Origin of the sequence: Yoonia sp. (assembly GCF_965660735.1) — a bacterium.
Classification (GTDB): domain Bacteria; phylum Pseudomonadota; class Alphaproteobacteria; order Rhodobacterales; family Rhodobacteraceae; genus Yoonia.
In genome coordinates, this window is record NZ_CBFIBD010000029.1 from 17376 (window position 1) to 37801 (window position 20426).

The 20426-nt window shown below is 59.8% G+C and carries 26 protein-coding genes; 10 read left to right on the forward strand and 16 right to left on the reverse strand.

Annotation, left to right across the window (positions count from 1 at the left end):
- Positions 1 to 52: 52 nt before the first annotated feature.
- Positions 53 to 589, forward strand: coding sequence for a DUF3859 domain-containing protein (locus tag ACTG4B_RS11210; protein WP_439155793.1), 537 nt, complete (start codon positions 53 to 55; stop codon positions 587 to 589).
- Between the two features lie 7 nt (positions 590 to 596).
- On the opposite strand, the gene ACTG4B_RS11215 is transcribed toward ACTG4B_RS11210, so the two are convergent.
- Positions 597 to 1367: a sulfite exporter TauE/SafE family protein gene (locus tag ACTG4B_RS11215; protein ID WP_439155794.1), complete on the reverse strand. Its 771-nt coding sequence runs from the start codon at positions 1365 to 1367 to the stop codon at positions 597 to 599.
- Positions 1368 to 1511: 144 nt separating this feature from the next.
- Between ACTG4B_RS11215 and ACTG4B_RS11220 the strand changes: the two genes are divergently transcribed.
- Positions 1512 to 3197 carry an acyl-CoA dehydrogenase family protein gene (locus ACTG4B_RS11220; protein WP_439155795.1) on the forward strand — a complete coding sequence of 562 codons (1686 nt, stop codon included), beginning with the start codon at positions 1512 to 1514 and terminating at the stop codon, positions 3195 to 3197.
- Between the two features lie 48 nt (positions 3198 to 3245).
- Entirely contained in the window at positions 3246 to 4274 is a 1029-nt protein-coding gene (locus ACTG4B_RS11225; RefSeq protein WP_439155796.1) for an NAD-dependent epimerase/dehydratase family protein, read from the forward strand.
- On the opposite strand, the gene recO is transcribed toward ACTG4B_RS11225, so the two are convergent.
- The 13 genes from recO to folK all read right to left on the reverse strand — a co-directional run bounded on the left by recO (position 4271) and on the right by folK (position 14012).
- Positions 4271 to 5002 (reverse strand): DNA repair protein RecO, encoded by a 732-nt coding sequence (gene recO, locus ACTG4B_RS11230; protein WP_439155797.1) that lies wholly within the window; start codon positions 5000 to 5002, stop codon positions 4271 to 4273. The genes ACTG4B_RS11225 and recO overlap by 4 nt on opposite strands.
- A gap of 262 nt (positions 5003 to 5264) precedes the next feature.
- Complete coding sequence (locus ACTG4B_RS11235; protein WP_439155798.1) at positions 5265 to 5591, reverse strand: DUF1491 family protein; 327 nt, start codon at positions 5589 to 5591, stop codon at positions 5265 to 5267.
- The gene (gene era, locus ACTG4B_RS11240) at positions 5588 to 6505 is read right to left on the reverse strand and encodes a GTPase Era (RefSeq protein ID WP_439155799.1); all 918 of its coding nucleotides are present in this window, start codon (positions 6503 to 6505) and stop codon (positions 5588 to 5590) included. Before era ends, ACTG4B_RS11235 begins: the two co-directional genes overlap by 4 nt.
- Positions 6502 to 7182: a ribonuclease III gene (gene rnc / locus ACTG4B_RS11245; protein WP_439155800.1), complete on the reverse strand. Its 681-nt coding sequence runs from the start codon at positions 7180 to 7182 to the stop codon at positions 6502 to 6504. Before rnc ends, era begins: the two co-directional genes overlap by 4 nt.
- Complete coding sequence (lepB, locus tag ACTG4B_RS11250) at positions 7179 to 8015, reverse strand: signal peptidase I (protein ID WP_439155801.1); 837 nt, start codon at positions 8013 to 8015, stop codon at positions 7179 to 7181. The genes rnc and lepB overlap by 4 nt, the downstream gene beginning before the upstream one ends.
- Positions 8016 to 8067: 52 nt before the next feature.
- Positions 8068 to 8469, reverse strand: a complete 402-nt coding sequence (gene acpS / locus ACTG4B_RS11255) for a holo-ACP synthase (RefSeq protein ID WP_439155802.1) — start codon at positions 8467 to 8469, stop codon at positions 8068 to 8070.
- A gap of 31 nt (positions 8470 to 8500) precedes the next feature.
- Complete coding sequence (locus ACTG4B_RS11260; RefSeq protein ID WP_439155803.1) at positions 8501 to 8818, reverse strand: Dabb family protein; 318 nt, start codon at positions 8816 to 8818, stop codon at positions 8501 to 8503.
- Positions 8815 to 9297 (reverse strand): nucleoside deaminase, encoded by a 483-nt coding sequence (locus tag ACTG4B_RS11265; RefSeq protein ID WP_439155804.1) that lies wholly within the window; start codon positions 9295 to 9297, stop codon positions 8815 to 8817. The genes ACTG4B_RS11260 and ACTG4B_RS11265 overlap by 4 nt, the downstream gene beginning before the upstream one ends.
- A complete protein-coding gene (locus ACTG4B_RS11270) occupies positions 9294 to 10040 on the reverse strand; it encodes a pyridoxine 5'-phosphate synthase (protein ID WP_439155805.1) in 747 nt (248 codons plus the stop codon). Before ACTG4B_RS11270 ends, ACTG4B_RS11265 begins: the two co-directional genes overlap by 4 nt.
- A gap of 39 nt (positions 10041 to 10079) precedes the next feature.
- Positions 10080 to 10721 carry a DUF2062 domain-containing protein gene (locus ACTG4B_RS11275; protein WP_439155806.1) on the reverse strand — a complete coding sequence of 214 codons (642 nt, stop codon included), beginning with the start codon at positions 10719 to 10721 and terminating at the stop codon, positions 10080 to 10082.
- A 23-nt stretch (positions 10722 to 10744) separates the two neighbouring features.
- Positions 10745 to 12880, reverse strand: a complete 2136-nt coding sequence (locus tag ACTG4B_RS11280) for a RelA/SpoT family protein (protein ID WP_439155807.1) — start codon at positions 12878 to 12880, stop codon at positions 10745 to 10747.
- A 40-nt stretch (positions 12881 to 12920) separates the two neighbouring features.
- Positions 12921 to 13274: a DNA-directed RNA polymerase subunit omega gene (gene rpoZ, locus ACTG4B_RS11285; RefSeq protein WP_439155808.1), complete on the reverse strand. Its 354-nt coding sequence runs from the start codon at positions 13272 to 13274 to the stop codon at positions 12921 to 12923.
- 165 nt (positions 13275 to 13439) lie between these two features.
- Positions 13440 to 14012, reverse strand: a complete 573-nt coding sequence (gene folK / locus ACTG4B_RS11290) for a 2-amino-4-hydroxy-6-hydroxymethyldihydropteridine diphosphokinase (protein ID WP_439155809.1) — start codon at positions 14010 to 14012, stop codon at positions 13440 to 13442.
- 109 nt (positions 14013 to 14121) lie between these two features.
- Here folK and ACTG4B_RS11295 point away from each other — a divergent pair, with 109 nt between their 5' ends.
- From ACTG4B_RS11295 to ACTG4B_RS11315, 5 genes are all read left to right on the forward strand, one after another.
- Positions 14122 to 14694: a LabA-like NYN domain-containing protein gene (locus ACTG4B_RS11295; protein WP_439155810.1), complete on the forward strand. Its 573-nt coding sequence runs from the start codon at positions 14122 to 14124 to the stop codon at positions 14692 to 14694.
- Between the two features lie 142 nt (positions 14695 to 14836).
- Positions 14837 to 15787, forward strand: a complete 951-nt coding sequence (ispH, locus tag ACTG4B_RS11300; RefSeq protein WP_439155811.1) for a 4-hydroxy-3-methylbut-2-enyl diphosphate reductase — start codon at positions 14837 to 14839, stop codon at positions 15785 to 15787.
- Positions 15788 to 15791: 4 nt separating this feature from the next.
- Positions 15792 to 16241, forward strand: coding sequence for a DUF3429 domain-containing protein (locus ACTG4B_RS11305; protein ID WP_439155812.1), 450 nt, complete (start codon positions 15792 to 15794; stop codon positions 16239 to 16241).
- A complete protein-coding gene (gene rnhA / locus ACTG4B_RS11310) occupies positions 16241 to 16693 on the forward strand; it encodes a ribonuclease HI (RefSeq protein WP_439155813.1) in 453 nt (150 codons plus the stop codon). Before ACTG4B_RS11305 ends, rnhA begins: the two co-directional genes overlap by 1 nt.
- The gene (locus ACTG4B_RS11315; RefSeq protein ID WP_439155814.1) at positions 16690 to 17313 is read left to right on the forward strand and encodes a trimeric intracellular cation channel family protein; all 624 of its coding nucleotides are present in this window, start codon (positions 16690 to 16692) and stop codon (positions 17311 to 17313) included. The genes rnhA and ACTG4B_RS11315 overlap by 4 nt, the downstream gene beginning before the upstream one ends.
- Here ACTG4B_RS11315 and ACTG4B_RS11320 read toward each other — a convergent pair whose 3' ends face one another.
- Both ACTG4B_RS11320 and ACTG4B_RS11325 read right to left on the reverse strand, forming a co-directional pair.
- On the reverse strand, positions 17314 to 18288 hold the full coding sequence (locus ACTG4B_RS11320; RefSeq protein ID WP_439155815.1) for an NAD(P)H-quinone oxidoreductase: 975 nt from the start codon (positions 18286 to 18288) through the stop codon (positions 17314 to 17316).
- Complete coding sequence (locus ACTG4B_RS11325; protein WP_439155816.1) at positions 18285 to 18983, reverse strand: COQ9 family protein; 699 nt, start codon at positions 18981 to 18983, stop codon at positions 18285 to 18287. The genes ACTG4B_RS11320 and ACTG4B_RS11325 overlap by 4 nt, the downstream gene beginning before the upstream one ends.
- Positions 18984 to 19092: 109 nt before the next feature.
- Here ACTG4B_RS11325 and rpsU point away from each other — a divergent pair, with 109 nt between their 5' ends.
- A complete protein-coding gene (rpsU, locus tag ACTG4B_RS11330) occupies positions 19093 to 19299 on the forward strand; it encodes a 30S ribosomal protein S21 (RefSeq protein WP_008231221.1) in 207 nt (68 codons plus the stop codon).
- 77 nt (positions 19300 to 19376) lie between these two features.
- Positions 19377 to 20324 (forward strand): NAD(P)-dependent oxidoreductase, encoded by a 948-nt coding sequence (locus ACTG4B_RS11335; protein WP_439155817.1) that lies wholly within the window; start codon positions 19377 to 19379, stop codon positions 20322 to 20324.
- Positions 20325 to 20426 lie beyond the last annotated feature (102 nt).

Sequence of the window (20426 nt, forward strand, 5' to 3'; positions counted from 1 at the left end):
CACCCTGCGCACCTTGGCTCGACGTAGGCAGGGGATCGGGTAGACTGGTAGCATGAAACATGCCCTTGTTCTGACCGTCGCATTTTGCATTGCCCAGCAAGCTGCGGCGCTGCCGACGCAATTCTCTGATGACATCGCCAGTCTGCAGGCGGGGGTGATCTGCCCCCCGCCAACGGTCGGCAATGCCCCTGCGCCCGGCACAATCGCCGGAACGACCCATATCATTGCAAATGACCCACCGTTCTTGTCAGCATCCCGCAGGGTTCCCGCCGTGCTCGGCATCGGCTTTGGGATCAAGGCGCTGGCTGCGGATAATGTCGGTATCGAAGATGTCACAGTCGTTGTCACCCATCCGCCAATGGGTGACGGTCAGGTGGTCACCCAGCAGTTCATCACGCGGATCAGCGGGGTCAGCCCATCAATTACATTCTATCAGTTCGACCATGACTTTGAACTGATCCAGGGCATGTGGACCATGGTTGGCGTCGCGAAAAACCGCGTACTATATTCCGTCACCTTCGAGGTGACGGCCCCTGGTGACATTCCCGAACTGGCCGGTATTTGCGGCACTCAGGACGTCTTGTCATGAAATGGTTTCAGCCCATGACCCCGCGCCGGATCAGGTTGGCCCCTGCAATGATCAAGATCAGCAAAGTCGCCTTGCGGAATTTATCCTGATCAAACTTGTCACCCAGCCGAAACCCAAGCCACATCCCTGCCATGGCAGGGATCACCAATGCGACCGACAAGGGCCAGGTTTGCGCATTCAACACACCCGATTTCATATGCCCCAGAAACAGCATCACTGACCCCAACCCGTAGATCACCCCCTGCACCGACATCTGTCGGTCACGCGGCGTATCTAGTGCCAGCAGATACAAGACTGTCGGCGGCCCCCATGTGCCGGCAAGACCCCCCAGCATCCCGGCCAGCGTGCCCGCCACCCATTCAAACGGTCGCCGCCATGCCGGGTTGATCCGGGGCCGCCAGCCCGCCAGCTGGATCGCACACAGAACCACGACCGGCACACCCAGCACCACGAACATCGCGTCTGCCGGGATCACCCGCAGAAACTGTGCCGAAATCAGGATCATGACACAGACCAGCGTGATATAGCGCCGATGTTCAACCACAGCGTCACGCGCCTTGCCCAGTCCCGCGCGGGCCACCTGCCAGCCATTGCTGATGAGAATCGGCAGAATGATACCCGCTACCACAAGATCGGGTGCGATCAGAATCCCCATGCCGGAAATCATCACCAAGGGCATGGCAAATCCCACCGCGCCCTTTACAAAGCCACCCAGCAGGGTGACGGCGCAGGCAAAGATGAATAGACTGGGACTGATCACGGCGAAAAGATCGAACATGCTGCCTCTTACCCAGTCTGGCACGCCTGTGCATCAGGAATTTCACTGCGACATATTTGTGCTTCTTAATGCGTAGTTTCGAATGAATGTTGCGCTGCAACTGCGAAGACGTTATCTCTGCACCCGCAAAAAGAGGAATCGCGTATGGCCCATGACGGACAGGACATTGCATTGACCACCCAGCAGAACTTGCCGGACCTGACGGCATTGACCGCGGCCGCCCTGCCTGCCGTCGATGAGATTACCGAGCGGGCAAAGTCCAGCCTGCGCGCCTTGGTAACCGCAGATGGCCGCGTGTCCGGTCGCCTGATCGAAGAAAACCAGACCGCAGCCCACGGTTTTGCCTGGCTGGCCACCTATGCACAGGCCTTGCATCAAATGCAGGCCTGGGCCGAGACCCTGCAAACAATGGGTAAATTCGGCGAGGTGGAACAGTTGATCCACCAGATCGCCTTTGGTGAATACCTTTGGCAGATCTATGGCGGCATCCAGATGAATCAGGGTGAAATCGTCCGCCCGCAGGATATGGGCCTGACGCAGGATGACATACGCGCCCTGATGCAGCCCGCCGTCGTGACCCTGACCCAGACCGGCAACACCCAGGCCGCACGCACACGGCTGGTGGAACTGATGCAGGAACAATCGGCCAATATCACCGTCGGCACCTCTGGCCTTGATGATGAGTTGGAAATGATCCGCGAACAGTTCCGCCGGTTCAGCCTGGAGCGCGTGGAACCCCACGCCCACGATTGGCACCTGAACGACGAATTGATCCCGCTCGACATCATCAACGAGATGGCCGAACTGGGTGTGTTCGGCCTGACCATCCCGGAAGAATACGGCGGCTTTGGCCTTTCCAAGGCGTCGATGTGTGTGGTGTCAGAGGAATTGTCGCGCGGCTATATCGGTGTCGGCTCGCTTGGCACCCGCAGCGAGATCGCCGCCGAGCTGATCCTGTGTGGTGGCACAGAGGACCAGAAAAAGCATTGGCTTCCCGGTATTGCCAGCGCCGAAATCCTGCCCACCGCCGTGTTTACCGAGCCCAACACCGGGTCCGACCTTGGCAGCTTGCGCACCCGCGCCGTGCGCGACGGCGACGACTGGAAGATCACCGGCAACAAGACCTGGATCACCCACGCATCCCGCACCCATGTGATGACCCTGCTGGCCCGCACGGACCCCGACACGACCGATTATCGCGGATTGTCTATGTTCTTGGCCGAAAAGACCCCCGGCGACGACGAAAAGCCGTTCCCGACCCCCGGCATGACCGGTGGCGAGATCGAGGTGCTGGGCTATCGCGGCATGAAGGAATATGAACTGGCGTTCGATGGCTTTGCCGTAAAGGGTGAAAATCTGCTGGGCGGCGAGACCGGCAAGGGTTTCAAGCAACTGATGCAGACGTTCGAATCCGCCCGCATCCAGACCGCCGCCCGCGCCGTTGGCGTGGCGCAATCAGCGCTTGATGCCGGTATGCAATACGCGCAGGACCGCAAGCAGTTCGGCAAATCCCTGATCGATTTCCCCCGCGTGTCCGGCAAACTGGCGATGATGGCCGTGGAAATCATGGTCGCACGGCAGCTGACCTATTTCAGCGCCCATGAAAAAGACAATGACCGCCGCTGCGACCTAGAGGCCGGAATGGCCAAACTGCTCGGGGCGCGCGTGGCATGGGCTTGTGCCGACAACGCGCTGCAAATCCATGGCGGGAATGGGTTTGCCCTTGAATACAAGATCAGTCGCATTTTGTGCGATGCCCGGATTCTCAATATCTTTGAAGGCGCCGCCGAAATTCAGGCGCAGGTTATTGCACGACGTTTGCTGGACTGACGCTGCCCGCCCGCTAGGTTCCGAGATGAACCAGACAAAGGAAGCGCCTTGCCAAAGACTGTCCTGCTGACCGGCGCGTCCGGCTTCATCGCCAAACACATTGCCCTGCAACTGCTGGAGGCCGGGTATCACGTCCGCGGCACCGTCCGCGACCTGTCCCGCGGGGCTGAAGTGATGGCCGCCGTCCGCCCCCACCTGACCGACCCCACCGATCTGGAAAAGCGACTGACGTGCATTGCGCTCGACCTGACGCAGGATGACGGGTGGCAGGCCGCGATGACCGGCATCGATGTGCTGATGCATACGGCATCGCCCTTTCCCATGGTCCAGCCCAAGGACGAAAGCGACCTGATCCGCCCTGCTGTGGACGGCGCGCTGCGGGCGTTGCGCGCGGCACAGGCAGCAGGTGTGCGCCGGGTCATCATGACATCATCAACCGCCGCAATCAGCGGATCGCCCCTGCCTGCGGACGATACATCCTATGATGAAACCAACTGGACCGATCCCGACGATCCCGGCATCACGGCCTATAGCAAATCCAAAACACTGGCGGAAATGGCCGCTTGGGATTTCTTGCGCGACACGGCGCCTGATATGCAACTGACCGTCATCAACCCCGGCTTTGTCGTCGGCGCGCCACTGGACGCGCGGTTCGGCACCTCCGTCGGCGTGATCCTGCGGATGTTGCGGCGCAAGGACCCGATGCTGCCCAAACTGGGCTTTAGCACGGTCGATGTGCTGGATGTGGCCGAAATGCATGTCGCCGTGATCGACAAGACCGACAGCATCGGCCAGCGGATCATGACTGTGGACCGTTTCATGTGGTTTGCCGATATGGCACAGGCGATCAGGACAACGCACCCCAACCGCAAGATCGTCACAAGGGTCGCCCCCGATGCGGTCGTCAAATTCCTTGGCCTTTTCGACCCGGCGATCCGGTCGATCATCCCGTCACTAGGCCGTCAGGAAAAGGTGGACAACAGCCGCGCCCGCGCAACGTTGGGCCGGGGGATGCGGCAGGCCCACAAGGGCGTGGCGTCAGCGGCAAGCTATCTGATCGACAACAAACTGATTTAATCCACCTGACGCGCGATGGCATCCAGCAACCGCGCGCGCGCGGCAGGCACCGGCTTGTCGCCGAGGCTGCGCATCAGGCGCTGTTCAATGAAATAACCGGTCGTCGTCAGCGCCATGAGTATCTGATCGTTCGATGCATCGCCCCGCCCGACCAGCACCGGCGGCAGCGGCAACAGACGGTTGGCCCATTCCCCCGCCGCGTCCCGGCTGACGGCACGGCCCGTTCTGGGCGACACGAAGGCCAGATCTTCGTTCACCCCGCGCACTGCACAACGCGACAGGTCAAGGCCGAACCCCATTTCATCCAGCAGCGCCTGTTCCCATCGCAGATAGGCCAGCGGCCAGACGTCCCCCTGCCCCAGCAGATCAAGCAGCGCGATCGTCCGATCATAAAGCGCGCCATGCTCCTCGCGTTCTGGCAGGACATTGGACAATATCGCACAGACGGCATTCAATCCCGCCAGCGCCAGCCGGTCACCCATGGCGGCTGAAGCGCGGCTGCGGATCGGTTCGACGATGAACGTCCCCAAATGGCTGTCCAATCGCGCTTTCCATGTCACCGCCAGTTGCGCACCGGGTTGCAGGATGGGGGCGACCTTGCGGCTGGTGCCGCCACGCACAACACCTGCATGGCGTCCATGTGTGGCGCTGAACACCTCGATAATCAGCGAAGTTTCACCGAAAGCCCGGGTGGACAGCAGGGCTGCCTCGTCTTGCCACGTGATCATCTGGAAACGCCCGCATTCATCTGGGTATATCAATCCGGTTGGCAAACCAATGCAAGCGCTCCGAACATTGTGGGCGAAGGACGCCTCCGGCGGGGGAGTATTTGGGGCAAGATGATAAGAACCGCCTTGCCCCTTGATGATCAATGTCATCACCTTGCACGGTCATCGGCTCTCCAGCCTGTACCGTATCACTCTGATCGCACGGCATGGTTAAAATACTGTTATCATCTTGCCACAAATACTCCCGCCGGAGGCATTAAAGTTATTCCAAGCCCGGCTCGTCCAGCAAATGCCGCCCCTGACGGTCTTCAACCTCGATTACCCACAGGTCGGGATCAAAGCTGCGTTGCTTGGCGATAGAGGCATCGACATCCGCCTCCTGTCCTTCGGTCAGCACCATCCACTGCCGTTCCCCGGTCATCAGATCGAAACTGCGCTGGTAACAGCGGGCTTGTCCGTCCAGCGTGTTCAACTTGACCAGAACCGCGCCTGCCGTGCTATCGCCTCGCTTGACCACAAAGGCCGGGATATGCGCAAGGCGCAACCGCGTCAGATAGGCCGACACCCATATGTCGGCGGTCAGTCTCACGTATTGCCGTCTTTGAAATCAAGGCCCATTTCGGAATACCTTTCGGATTCCTCCAGCCAGTTGGGCCGCACCTTGACCTGTAGAAACAGATGAACACGGCGGCCCAGAAAATCCTCCAGTTCCTTGCGGGCGGCCTGGCTGACGGCCTTGATCGTCTCGCCGCCCTTGCCCAGCACAATACCCTTGTGCCCGTCGCGGGCGACATAGACGATCTGGTCGATCCGGGCGGTCCCGTCAGGGCGTTCTTCCCAGTTTTCGGTTTCGACCGTCAGTTCATAGGGCAGTTCCTGATGCAGGCGCAGCGTCAGCTTTTCGCGGGTCATTTCGGCGGCGATCATACGCATGGGCAGATCGGCGATCTGATCCTCGGGATACAGATACGGCCCTTCGGGCAGTTGCGTGACCAGCCAGTCGCGCAAGGCGTCGCAGCCATGGCCCTTTTCAGCAGAAATCATAAAGGTTTCCGCAAAGGGGTAGGCGTCGTTCATATCTTTGGCCAGAGCCAGCAGGGTTTCCGATTTGACCTTGTCGATCTTGTTGATTGCCAGCGCGACCGGGGTCTTGCCCGCGCGTTCCGCAAGCGTTTCAAGGATCGCCTTAACCCCTTCGGACATGCCGCGATGCGCCTCGATCATCAGAACGACCACATCGGCATCGGCAGCCCCACCCCATGCAGCGGCAACCATCGCGCGGTCCAGCCTGCGGCGCGGTTTGAACAGCCCCGGCGTGTCGATAAAGATCAGCTGCGCATTTTCCGCCATTGCGACACCGCGGATGCGGGCGCGGGTGGTTTGCACCTTGTGGGTCACAATCGAGACTTTTGCACCGACCATCCGGTTCAGCAGCGTGGATTTACCTGCGTTCGGTTCCCCGATCAGCGCGATAAATCCGGCCTTGGTTGGGGTATCGTTCATTTATCGACTTTCTTCAAAAGGGCGGTCGCAGCCGCCTGTTCCGCCTGCCGTTTGGAGCCGGCCGTTGCACGTTCAGCCAGGCCAGACGCAAGGCGTACCTCGATCGTAAAGACAGGTTGATGATCAGGGCCGCTGCGCGCAACCTCGACATATTGCGGTGGGACTTCACCCCGGGCCTGCGCCCATTCCTGCAAGGCGGTCTTGGCGTCGCGGGCATCTGCGGCCACATTGCGCACCCGGTCGCCCCAAAGGTCCAGCACGACACGGCGTGCCGCATCGAACCCGCCATCCTGATAGATTGCGGCGATCACCGCTTCCATCGCGTCGGCCAGCAGTGCCTCCTTGCGGCGACCGCCCGATTTCATCTCGGACCGGCCCAGTTTTAAAACAGCCCCCAGATCGATCTCGCGGGCCACATCGGCGCAGGCTTCGCGACGGACGAGCGCGTTATAGCGCGGGGCAAGCAGGCCTTCGGGGGCGTTGGGATCGGCGCTCAACAGCGCCTCGGCCATGACCAGCCCCAGCACGCGGTCACCCAGAAATTCCAGCCGCTGGTTATCGTCCCTATGCGGGCTGACCATCGACGAATGGGTGACGGCCCGCACCAAAAGTTCCGGCTTGGCGAATGTATGGCCCAGCCGTTCAGAAAATATGCGAAGGTCGCCCGAAAGTTTCACTCAAGCGCCTTGAAAAAACGGTCGCCACGCCACGTCCAGAACGCCAGCATCGACCGCCCACCCGAGGAAAAGATCACCCGGTCGGCACGGCCCACGATGTCCTTGGCTTCGACAAAGCCAACACCACCACGCGATTGGGCAAAGCGGCTGTCGGTAGAGTTGTCGCGGTTGTCGCCCATAAAGAAATACTGCCCTTCCGGCACGGTAAACACCCCGGTATTATCGGCAGGCCGCGGACCGATATCAAGGATACTGTGGCTGACCCCGCCCGGCAGCGTTTCAATCTGGCGTGGTTTTTCGCAGATCGCGCCGGGGCCCACAGGCCCGTTCGCACATTGTGGCTGCTGGCCCAAGGGGCCTTGCGGTTCCATTACCTCGGTAAAGATGCCGCCATCGGCAACCTGCACCGGTTCGTCGTTGATATAAAGGCGGCCCGACTGCATCTGAATGCGGTCGCCGGGCATCCCGATCAGCCGTTTAATAAAATCCAGCCCCGTCACAGGATGGCGGAAAACGACAATATCCCCGCGCTCGGGGTCCGACCCGAACAGACGGTCGTCGTATCCGTCGAACCAGCCACAGAAATCATCCGCACCGACATCAACGCCCAGTTGCGGGATACGGATCGACGGGCAGGACGCGTAGGAATAACCATAGGCCATCTTGTTGACGAACAGGAAATCCCCGATCAGCAACGTGTCCTTCATAGACCCGGATGGAATCCAGAACGGTTGAAAGAACAGCGTGCGGAAAACACCAGCGATCAGCAGGGCCCAGAACACTGTCTTGAACGTTTCGACCACACTGCCGACAAAGCCTGTTTTCTCGGCCATGAACTGATCCTTCTTTCGGTTTGAGGCTACATGAGGCCGCGCGCAGGCCCTGTCAAGCGATGGGTCGGGCCTCGATCACGACAAAGGCCTGTGCCCATGGGTGATCGTCCGTCAGAGTGACGTGAATGATCGCCACGTGCCCCGGTGGCGTCATGGCATCCAGCCGGTCGCGGGCCCAGCCGGTCACGGCCATAACGGGCTGGCCCGTATGCAGGTTTGAAACGGCCATATCCTTCCACGCGATCCCCATGCGCAGGCCGGTGCCCAGCGCCTTGGAACAGGCCTCTTTCGCGGCCCAGCGTTTTGCGTATGTGCCGGCCACATCGCGGCGGCGTTCGGATTTAGCCTGTTCCACCGGCGTGAAGACACGATTGCGAAACCGGTCGCCAAAACGATCCAGCGTGCCCGCGATCCGGTCAATATTCGCAAGATCGGCGCCAATACCAATGATCATGACAGCCACCACCGAACGCCTGCACGCCGCATCATGCCGCCCCCGTTTCAAGGTCGATCACAGTCAGCCCATTCACACCATCGGCACACAGCGCCACAAGACGCGCGCCAAGCGCCTGATGGTCGGGATCAACCAGATATGCCTGTGCTGTGGCGACATCGGCAAACTGGCAGACAAACCCATAGTCATGCCCGGGCGACATATTTTCAAAATCCCGGTTCGGACCGGCAGCAAAGCCGATGAAACCCGGCAGCTTGTCTTGCAGGCCGCGCAGGCCGTCCATAACAGCGGCCAGTTCTTGCCGGTCATGATCAGGCGGCAGATCACAAAGAACGATATGTTGGATCATCCTGCATCTCCGGGGGCATAGATATGGGCAACCCTGTGTTCGTCCAACCCGCCGCACCAATCGAATGCGCCGTCGCAAGCCGCATGGAAATCCCTGATCGTCAGCTTGGGAAAGCGAAAGAACGCATCGCCCGTATTTTCCTGTTGCGCGGCAAAGATCACCCGGTCGATTCGCGCCCAGCGCATCGTGGACAGGCACATCTCGCAGGGTTGGCAGGATGCGATCAGGATTGCGCCGGATAAATCGCGCGTTCCAAGCGCTGCAGTCGCCTTGGCCATCGCCACGACCTCTGCGTGGCGGCTGACATCGCCGGTGTCTGCCACTTCGTTGCGGGCACGGGCGATGATTTCGCCGTCTTTGACGATGGCAGCGGTAAAGACGATATCCTTGCCCTGCGCGTGCAGATCGCACGCGTGGTCGGTCACGACACGCATCGCGTCACGCTCTGCCGTTGTCGGGATCAGCGTGCCATTCGTCATGCGCGCGCGGCATCCATGCAGCGACGCATTTCCGCAATCGCCGGGCCAAGGCCGCGAAAAATCGCCTCGCCTATCAGGAAATGCCCGATGTTCAGCTCGATCACTTGCGGGATCGCCGCAATGGGGCCAACGCTGTCATAGGTCAGCCCGTGACCAACATGTACCTCCAGCCCCAGTTCATGACCGTAGGCGGCCATATCCGTAATTTTCGACAACTCGCTGTCGCGTTCGTCCCAGCGTTCCTCGGCCCATGCATCGGCATAGGCACCGGCGTGCAGTTCGATCACCGGCGCGCCGATCCTTGCCGCTGCTTCGACCTGGCGTTTGTCGGCGGCGATGAACAGCGAAACGCGGCTGCCGGTATCGACAAATGGTTTGATGTAACGGGCCAGCGCATTGTCCTGACCGGCAACTTCCAGCCCGCCTTCGGTTGTGCGTTCCTCGCGTTTTTCAGGCACAAGGCAAACTGCATGGGGCTTGTGACGCAGGGCGATCCGCTGCATTTCATCGGTCGCGGCCATTTCGAAATTCAACGGGGTCGCAAGGCTGGATATCAACCTGTCAATATCATCATCGACGATATGGCGGCGATCCTCTCGCAGGTGTGCGGTGATCCCGTCGGCACCGGCCTGCTGCGCGAGAAGGGCCGCGCGCACCGGGTCGGGTGACGCACCCCCGCGTGCATTGCGCACTGTCGCCACATGATCGATATTCACGCCAAGGCGCAGTTTCGCAGATGTCATCGGCATTCTCCCTTTGGTCCTAACCTAGCGCGGCCACATTCAGCCGTCATCGGCAGACCTTTTCTTTTTTCCCAGCTGCTCCAGCTTGGCACGCAACAATTTGCGTCGCCGGTTCTGATAGGCAGAGATCAGCGGCACCGACACATAATATGCAATCCCGCCCATCACGACACCCGGAATGACACCGCCTATCATGTAGGGAAAGAACACGTCGTCATAGAAAATATGCAGTCTATGCCAGTCAGCGGTTTGCGACGTGAAAACAGCCATGAAATTCTGCCACAGGTCGCGGCCTGCACCTGCAAAAGTTTCGCCCAGCGACTGATGCACCGCCGCATCAGGGCGCATCCCAAGCAGGAAATACCCCGTGCCCAACGATGTGGCCGCAATCGGCACATAGGTCAGCGGGTTGCCAAAAAACGTCGCCAAGAGTGACGCCAGAATATTGCCGCGCATCGCCCGCGCCAGAAACGCCGCGATAAAAAAGTGAAAGCCGTAGAATGGCGTAAAGGTGGTGAAAACGCCCGCCGCGATCCCGCGCGAGATTTTTTCTGGGGTGTCAGGCAAGCGCCGCACCCGATGTTTGACGTATTCAAAAGCGCGCGCCCATCCGCCCCGGGGATAGACGACACTGGCAACGATCCGCCAGATTGGCCGCCTATCCCTGCGCTTGAATACCAAACCCTTTATCCCTTTTCTGACGCCTAGCTGCGATGCACTGGCGTTGCCAGTCCGGGGTCGCGATGCCGCGAGATCGACGATACATTGCTTTCCGCATCAAGCGCTGTCTGAACCCGGTGCAGATGTTCGGCATCGCGCAAATCCACGTCAATCAACAGCCGGAAATAATCCGGCTTGCGGTCGATGAATTTCAGGTCCGAAATATTGGCATCCTGTTCGCCGATCAATGTGCAAATCCGCCCCAGAACGCCAGCGTCATTGGCGATGGTCACATCGAAGGTCACTGTGTTGACCGCACCATGCGTGCCTTCCTGCCAGTGCAGGTCGATCCAGCGGTCGGGCTGGTCTTCGTAATCGGCCAGCGCCTGACAGTCGATCGCATGGACCATCACACCCTGCCCGCGAAAGGCGATGCCAACGATGCGTTCGCCCGGCACGGGCTGGCAACAGCTACCCCGCTTCTTGATCTGATCGGGGCTAAGACCAACAACCGCGCGGCGCTGATCGATTTCATCGCCATTCTTGGTTTCCAGCGCAGGATAGATTGCGCGCACCACTTCGCGCCCTGTAATTTCCGCGCTACCCAGCCGCGCAAGCAGTTCTTCAACGCCGTCAAGCGCCAGCGCCTTGGCCGCCGTCAACAGGGCCTTGTCGGTGGCTTTCTTGCCAAAATTCTCGAATGCGACGCGCGCAAGTTCACGGCCCAACCGGACAAAGCGTTCGCGGTCTTCTTCGCGCAAGCTGCGGCGGATCGCGGTCTTGGCCCGGCCAGTGACGGCAATGTCGATCCATGTCACCTGCGGTGTCTGGCCTTCGGCCGTGATCACCTCGACCGACTGGCCGTTCTTCAACCGCGTCCATAGCGGCACGCGCAGTCCATCGACCTTAGCCCCCACACAGGCCGACCCGATCCGCGTGTGAATCGCATAGGCAAAATCAATCGGCGTCGCCCCACGCGGCAGCTTGATCACGTCACCCTTGGGCGTAAAGCAGAACACCTGATCCTGATACATTTCCAGCTTGACTGCTTCGAGAAATTCCTCGTGATCCTGGTCATCTTCGAACCGTTCGGTCAGTGCCGAAATCCATTGCACGGGATCTACGGCAAAACGGTTTTCAACCCGTTCCCCGTTGCGATAGGACCAATGCGCGGCCACACCTGTCTCGGCAACCTCGTGCATTTCGCGGGTCCTGATCTGCACCTCGACCCGCTTGCCATCACGCCCCGACACGGTGGTGTGGATCGACCGGTATCCGTTGGTCTTGGGCTGGCTGATATAGTCCTTGAACCGCCCGGGCACCGCCCGCCACCGTTGATGGATCGCACCCAGCGCACGATAGCAGTCCGCCTCTGTCGCGGTGATCACGCGAAAGCCATAGATATCGGACAGGCGGCTGAATCCCTGATCCTTTTCCTGCATCTTGCGCCAGATCGAATAGGGTTTCTTGGCCCGGCCCATCACGTCAGCCTGGATATTGGCCTTTTCCAGTTCCACGCGCATATCGGCTGTGATCTTTTGCACCACGTCGCCCGCTTCGCGTTGCAACGTAATGAACCGGCGAATGATCGAATTGCGCGCCTCGGGGTTCAGAACCTTGAAGGACAGATCCTCCAGCTCTTCGCGCATCCACTGCATCCCCATGCGGCCTGCCAGTGGGGCAAAGATATCCATCGTTTCGCGGGCCTTTTGGGCCTGCTTTTCAGGGCGCATGGATTTGATCGTGCGCATGTTGTGCAACCGGTCGGCCAACTTGACCAAGGTCACCCGCAGGTCGCGGCTGGTCGCCATGAACAGTTTGCGGAAATTTTCCGCCTGCTTGGTCTGGGTGGAATTCAGTTGCAGGTTGGTCAGCTTTGTGACGCCATCCACCAGTTCCGCAATTTCGTGACCAAAGCGCTGTTCGACCACCTTGTAAGACGCTTTGGTGTCTTCGATCGTGTCATGCAACAATGCAGTGATCAGGGTGGCGTCATCCATCTGTTGCTCGGCCAGAATACGGGCCACAGAAACGGGATGGGTGAAATAGGGTTCGCCGGAATGGCGAAATTGCCCTTCGTGCATTTCAGCACCAAAGGCAAAGGCGTCGCGCAAAAGCGCCTCGTTCGAGCGGGGGTTGTATGTACGGACCAGCGCGATCAGGTCATCAACAGTCGTCATCTGGTCCCGTGCCCATTTCTCTCAGGCCGGTAAACTGGCCCTAACGTTGACCCTGCGCATCCATCAGCGCGCGCAACAGTTTCTCTTCTGACATATCATCTTCGACCGGTTTGTCAGCTTCGGACCCCATCAACAGCGACATGCTGTCCTCTTCTGGTTCGTCCACCTCGATCTGTGTCTGGTTCGCTTCGATCATCCGCTCGCGCAGATCGTCGGCCTGCTGTGTTTCCTCGGCGATTTCGCGCAGGGATACGACCGGGTTCTTGTCGTTGTCCCGGCTGACGGTAATCGGCGCGCCGGCGGAAATTTCACGCGCCCGGTGGGCCGCCAACATCACAAGTTCGAACCGGTTTGGAACTTTATCGACGCAATCTTCTACGGTGACGCGGGCCATGGAGCACTCCAGCATTCAAGGGTCGTTCGGAAGTCGCCTATCTAGAGCCTCGATCAGCTATTGACAAGGGCCGGCATGTGACAATTCAGCCCCGCAGGTCCTGATTTCACAGTTATTCCCGCAAGATCAGCCGATTTTTTCAGCCTCCGGGCCGTGACACGCGAATCACGGCAACGGCACGACGGTCGCCTGCTCTGACTCTGGCCGTTTTTCCAGCAGCGCCTGCACCGTCCTGCCCAGAACCGGATGCATCCAATCAGGCGCCACGTCTGACAGCGGGACCAGGACAAAACTGCGATCCTGCATGCGCGGATGCGGCAGGATCAATTGTTCCGGGGCCTTGGTCTGCTGGGCTGTCTCTGGCAGTGTGCGCCAGTGATCCTGGGTTTTACGATCAGGACAAATCAGATCGTCCATGGCGATCAGGTCCAGATCCAATGTGCGCTGGCCCCAGCGTTTTTCGCGCACGCGCCCTGCGCGTGACTCGATCAGGTGCAGCTGTGCCAGCATCGCCTCGGGTGACAGTAAGGTCGTGATCGCCATGGCAGCATTTACGAAATCCGGACCGGCCCCGGCAGGGAAGGCGGGCGTCTGATATAGTGCGCTGGATTTTGGCGCGGTTTCCGAAAGTGCGGCAACCGACGCCATCGCCTGTGTCACCGTTTCCCTGGGGTCACCAAGAACCGACGTTGCGTTGCTTCCAAAGCAAATAAGCGAAACATGGCCCGAGTCAGACATTTTGATGGCTTGCCTCATTTTTCAAAACGATTATTTATAGTGCGCGTTGTATACAAATACACCACTCACACAGACTGCAACACACACGATATATTCGAAAGGACATTTCATGTTTTATCGGGACGAGCGATTGGCGCTCTTCATCGATGGATCGAACCTTTACGCAGCGGCAAAGTCACTCGGGTTTGACATCGACTACAAATTATTGCGGCAGGAATTCATGCGGCGCGGCAAGATGCTGCGCGCGTTTTATTACACCGCCTTGCTTGAGAATGACGAATATTCTCCGATCCGCCCCTTGGTGGATTGGCTTCATTACAACGGATACACCATGGTCACGAAGCCGGCCAAAGAATACACCGACAGCATGGGCCGGCGCAAGGTCAAGGGCAACATGGACATTGAACTTGCCGTGGATGCGATGGAATTGGCCCCCTATGTGGACCATGTGGTTCTGTTCTCCGGCGATGGTGATTTCCGCCCGCTGGTCGAGGCGCTTCAGCGCAAGGGTGTCCGGGTGTCGGTTGTGTCCACGATCCGCAGCCAGCCGCCCATGATTGCGGATGAACTGCGGCGCCAGGCCGATAACTTTATCGAACTGGATGAACTGCGCGATGTCGTGGGGCGCCCGGCGCGTGAACCACGCGTGGAACAGACCCAGGAAACGATGGCCGACAGCTGAACACCGGGACATCAGGCGGTCCGCCGCCTGATGGCGTCCACGCCCTCCAAAGCCACAAAGCCTGTGTGCCCTGGTCGCAGATTGCGGGGCTGGACGTCACTGCGCCAACGCCTTACCTCTTGGGTAACGCCGGAGGACCAGCATGACAAAAACACCCCTTACCTTGTATCTGGCAGCCCCGCGCGGGTTTTGCGCCGGCGTGGATCGCGCGATCAAGATCGTGGAAATGGCGCTGCAAAAATGGGGTGCGCCGGTTTATGTGCGCCATGAAATCGTTCACAATAAATATGTTGTCGACAATTTGCGCGATCAGGGCGCCATATTCGTCGAAGAGCTGGATGAATGCCCCCCCGACCGCCCGGTGATCTTTTCCGCTCACGGCGTGCCCAAATCTGTGCCCGCAGCGGCACAAGCGCGCGAAATGGTCTATGTCGATGCCACCTGCCCGCTGGTCAGCAAGGTCCACATCGAGGCCCAGCGCCACGCCGACAACGGATTGCAGATGATCATGATCGGTCATGCCGGGCACCCCGAAACGGTCGGCACCATGGGCCAGCTACCGCCGGGCGAGGTGCTGTTGGTCGAAACCCCCGATGATGTGGCTACCGTGCAGGTCCGCGACCCGCAAAAGCTGGCGTTTGTGACCCAGACAACCCTGTCGGTCGATGATACTGCAGATATCGTCGCGGCCTTGCAGGCCCGTTTTCCCACGATCGTCGGTCCACACAAGGAAGATATCTGTTACGCCACCACCAACCGGCAAGAGGCGGTCAAGGCCATGGCCCCAAAATGCGATGCCATGCTGGTCGTGGGCGCGCCCAATTCGTCAAATTCCAAGCGGCTGGTCGAGGTCGGCGCCCGTGCGGGCTGCGATTATGCCCAACTGGTGCAGCGGGCGACGGACATCGACTGGCGTGCGCTGGACGGGATCACATCCATCGGCATCACCGCCGGGGCCAGCGCCCCCGAAGTGCTGATAAACGAAGTCATCGATGCCTTCCGCGATCGGTTTGACGTGACCGTGGAACTGGTCGAAACCGCCATTGAGAACGTCGAATTCAAAGTGCCGCGCGTGTTGCGAGAGCCGGCCTGATCCCATGAATATCATTCCCCGTTCCGCACTGATCCTTGGCCTTGCGGGCCTTATTCCGTTTGTCTGGGGCGCGCTGACTGTCTTGCGCCCAGAACTTGGACAGTGGGGGCAGATGACACTTGGGGGGCGGTTCATCGGCCCCTATGTGCAGCTGTTCTATGGCGCGATCATTCTGTCGTTCATGTCCGGCGTGTTATGGGGGTTCGCAACCAAGGCCACCGGGCAAACCGCCACTGCGGGTTATGCGCTGTCGGTCATTCCCGCACTTTGGGCGTTCTTCATGACCGGTGGCGGGCCAACTGCGGCGGCAATGAACCTTGTCGTGGGTTTTCTGGCGCTGCTGCTGCTGGACTGGCATTTCTGGCGGCTTGAACTGGCCCCGTCGTGGTGGATGCATCTGCGGGTGCTGCTGACGGCGGTTGTCGTGCTGACCTTTCTGCCGGTCGTGCTGTAATGGCAGAATTTTTCGCCTATACCGACGGGGCTTGTTCAGGCAACCCCGGCCCCGGTGGGTGGGGTGCGCTACTGATCGCCCGCGACGGTGATACTGTTATCAAGGAACGCCCACTGTCCGGCGGAGAGGCACAGACCACCAACAACCGCATGGAATTGCTTGCCGCGATCAGCGCGCTTGAAACCCTCAAACCCGGCACGAAAATCACCATCGTGACCGACAGCAACTATGTCAAAGACGGGATCACAAGCTGGATCCACGGCTGGAAGAAACGCGGCTGGAAAACCGCCGCCAAGAAGCCGGTAAAGAACGAGGATCTGTGGCGCAGGCTGGATGCCGCCGTGGCCAGCCATGATGTGACATGGGAATGGGTCAAAGGCCACGCAGGGCACCCCGAAAACGAACGCGCAGATGAACTGGCCCGCGCGGGCATGGCCCCGTTCAAGCCATGACATTGCTGGTTGTGCTTGATTACGCGGCTGTTTTTGTCTTTGCCCTGACGGGGGCACTTGTCGCCAGCCGGGCGCAGTTGGATATCGTCGGGTTCATATTCGTGGCCAGCCTGACAGCGGTCGGAGGTGGCACGATCCGCGATATCATCCTGAACCGCGACACGGTGTTCTGGGTCTCTAACCCGACCTATATCGGGGTGGCCGCTGCTGCCGCCGTCGCGGTATTCTGGACAGCGCACCTGCTGGAAAGCCGGTATCGTGCGATCTTGTGGCTGGATGCCTGCGCGTTGGCGGTTGCCGTGCCTGCCGGGGTTGCCGTGGCACTGGCCACGGACCAACCGGGCGGTATTGTCGTGATCATGGGGATCACCACCGGCTGCATGGGCGGGCTGATGCGCGATGTGGTCTGCAACGAGGTGCCGCTGGTCCTGAAACAGGGCGAGCTTTACGTCACCTGCGCACTGGCCGGGGCAACCGCAGCGCTGATTGCCCTTGCTTTGGGCGCATCTGCACCGCTGTCCCTGCTGATCTGTGCAGGCGTCACATTCGCCCTGCGCGCGGGCAGTCTGGCCTTTGGCTGGAAACTGGGCGTCTACAAGGCCTATCCGCCGCGCCAGTGATCAACTCACCTTCAACACGATCTTGCCGATATGTGCGCTGCTTTCCATGCGGGCATGCGCGTTGGCAGCATCGGCCAGCGCGAATTCACGGTCCATCACCGGCGCGATGCGACCTGCGTTCAGCAAGGGCCAGACGTGTTCCCGCAACTGGCCGGCAATCCGCGCCTTGGCCAGATCAGACTGCGGGCGCAGGGTTGATCCCGTAATCGTCAGCCGCCGCGTCATCATTTGCACAAGGTTCAATTCAACCTTCGGTCCCTGAAGGAATGCGATCTGCACCAGTCTGCCATCATCGGCCAGTGATTTCAGGTTCCGCTGTATATAAGGGCCGCCAACCATATCCAGGATTAGGTCGGCCCCGCCTTCGCTGCGCATTTCGTCCACGAAATCAGCCGTGCGATAGTTGATCGCCCGCTCGGCCCCCAGATCAACGCAGGCCGCGCATTTTTCATCCGATCCGGCGGTTGCAAAGACCCGCGCACCAAAGGCATGTGCCAGCTGGATCGCCGTTGTCCCGATACCAGACGAACCGCCATGCACCAGAAAACGCGCGCCCGCCTGCAATCCGCCGCGCATGAATACGTTGGACCAGACGGTAAAGAACGTCTCTGGCAGGCAGGCGGCCTGTTTCAGCGTCATGCCATGCGGCACGGGCAGACAGTGCGCCGCCGGGGTCGCCACGTATTCCGCATAACCGCCACCGGGCAACAGCGCACAGACCTGATCGCCAACCGCTGGCCAGGTGACGCCAGCGCCAACCGCGACGATTTCACCCGAACATTCCAGACCGGGCAGGTCGCTGGCCCCTTTGGGCGGGTTGTAAAGCCCCGCCCTTTGCAATGCGTCGGGGCGGTTCACGCCGGCATAGGCCACCTTGATGACGACCTGATCGTGGGCGGGCTTCGGCCTAGGGCGCTGCGTTGGTGTCAGAACCTCTGGTCCGCCAGGCCTGCTGATCTCTATCGCCTGCATCATTGCGGATCGTTCCACATGCCGGGCAGATCGACAGGCGGCATTCTTGCCGGGGCCCGGATACCGGACATCAACCGCCCCAGTGGACCTGTTACAGGTTTCAGCAGCGGGTTGTCGCGCACCTGCGCCTTGACCTTTTCAAATTGCATCACGTCGTCGATGCGCCGGTCGATAAAGGCATCGGTCGCCTGCCCGTCCAGACTGTCATCACCGAGCCAATACAGAACGACCGATGCGTAGACACCTGACAACGTCAGCCGCTTGGTATACCAGTTCACGTCCATTGATGTATCGCCAAGCGTATCCCAGATCGCATCTGCCGTGCCCCAGATCAATTTCGTCCCGTCAGCGGCCATATGCGGCAGCGCGAACAATGCGGTGCCCCGGCGCACGGCCTCTTTATCGTCAATGGCGCTGATCCGCAGGCGGATCGCATGGGCCACCTTGTCGCGAAACCGCATGTCTGACATATCCGCAGCCTTGATCGCGTCCACCATCACGCGGTCGCCACGTTCGTGATAGGCGACGGCCAGATCAACCGCACCACGCGGGCACAGCGTGCGGGCATGGGCAGGATTCATATCCACATCAGCCACGGCGGCGTGAAAGGCGTCTGGCGACCAGCCGTCAAAGGTGACATGCGGCAGGATCGCATCCAGCAATTGTTCTTTTGCGGGATCAACGGGGGTCTGCATCATGGGCGTGTCTCCTTCTGCGTGTCGGTACTGGACAAACTAGCCCACCTTTGCTACATGCCCAGTTCCTGCAATTTTTGCAAATCCAACTTAGAGAGGTGGTGAAAACCACATGCAGGTTAGTGTTCGTGATAACAACGTCGATCAGGCGTTGCGTGCTCTGAAGAAGAAACTTCAGCGTGAGGGCGTTTTTCGTGAAATGAAGCTCAAGCAACATTTCGAAAAACCATCCGTCCGCAAGGCACGTGAAAAAGCAGAAGCAATCCGCCGTCAGCGCAAGCTGGCACGGAAGAAGCTGCAGCGCGAAGGTTTGCTGTAAAGCAACCCATCGACGTGAAGATCAGAACCCCGGCTGAGCAATCAGGCGGGGTTTTTTGTGTCCTTTTTGAGCATGCAATGGAAATTCGCCTTCACCCCCGTCATAGTTTGCGGACACACAGGGAAGGCATGATCATGAGCAAAGAGAGAATCGGATTTATCGGCACCGGTCTGATGGGGCACGGGATGGCGGCCAACATATGCAAGGCAGGCTTTCCCCTGACCGTGATTGCCCATTCCAACCGCGCCCCTGTCGAGGATCTGGTCAGCAAGGGCGCAACCGAGGCGGCGACGCTGGCCGATCTGGCCGCCGCATCGACCATCATCCATATCTGCGCGCCCGGTTCACCGCAGGTCGAGGCCATCATTGCGGAACTTCTGCCCGCGTTGCAGCGCGGCACCGTCATCGTGGATTGTTCCACGTCTGATCCCAACTCGACCATACAACTGGCCAAAAGGCTGGAGGCCGCGGGCTGTCACATGGCTGACGCACCGCTGGGCGGCACGCCCGTGCAGGCCGAAGCGGGCGAGTTGGGAACAATGATCGGGGCTGCTGACGATGTATTCGCGCGGGTCAGACCGGTTATCGCGGCGTGGGCCGGCGCGATTGTCCACCTTGGGCCCAGCGGCACGGGCCACAAGATGAAATTGCTGAACAACTTCCTGTCGCTCGGCTATGGCGCGCTATATTCCGAGGCGCTCGCGCTGTCGGAAAAGGTGGGCATCAGCACCGCGCAATTCGACAGCGTGATCAGGGGCAGCCGGATGGATTGCGGGTTTTACCAGACCTTCATGGGTTACGCTGTCGAAGGAAACCGCGAAGCCCACAAGTTCACCCTGACCAACGCGCTGAAGGACATGCGCTATCTTGAATCCATGGCGGACGGTGTGTCGCTTGCCAATCCCATCGGGAATGCAGTCAAGAACAGTTATGCGCTGGCCCATGCGGCAGGCGGTGACGGCCCGGCAGATTACGTTCCGCATCTGGTGGACTATGTCGCCAAACAGAACGGGGTGGAAAAGTAACCGGCGCTTTTGTTTTTTGATCGCCGGTGCCGGACAGCTCAATGCTGCTCCGGCACCAGAATTTCGCGTTTGCCAACGTGGTTTGCGGAACTGACCACGCCT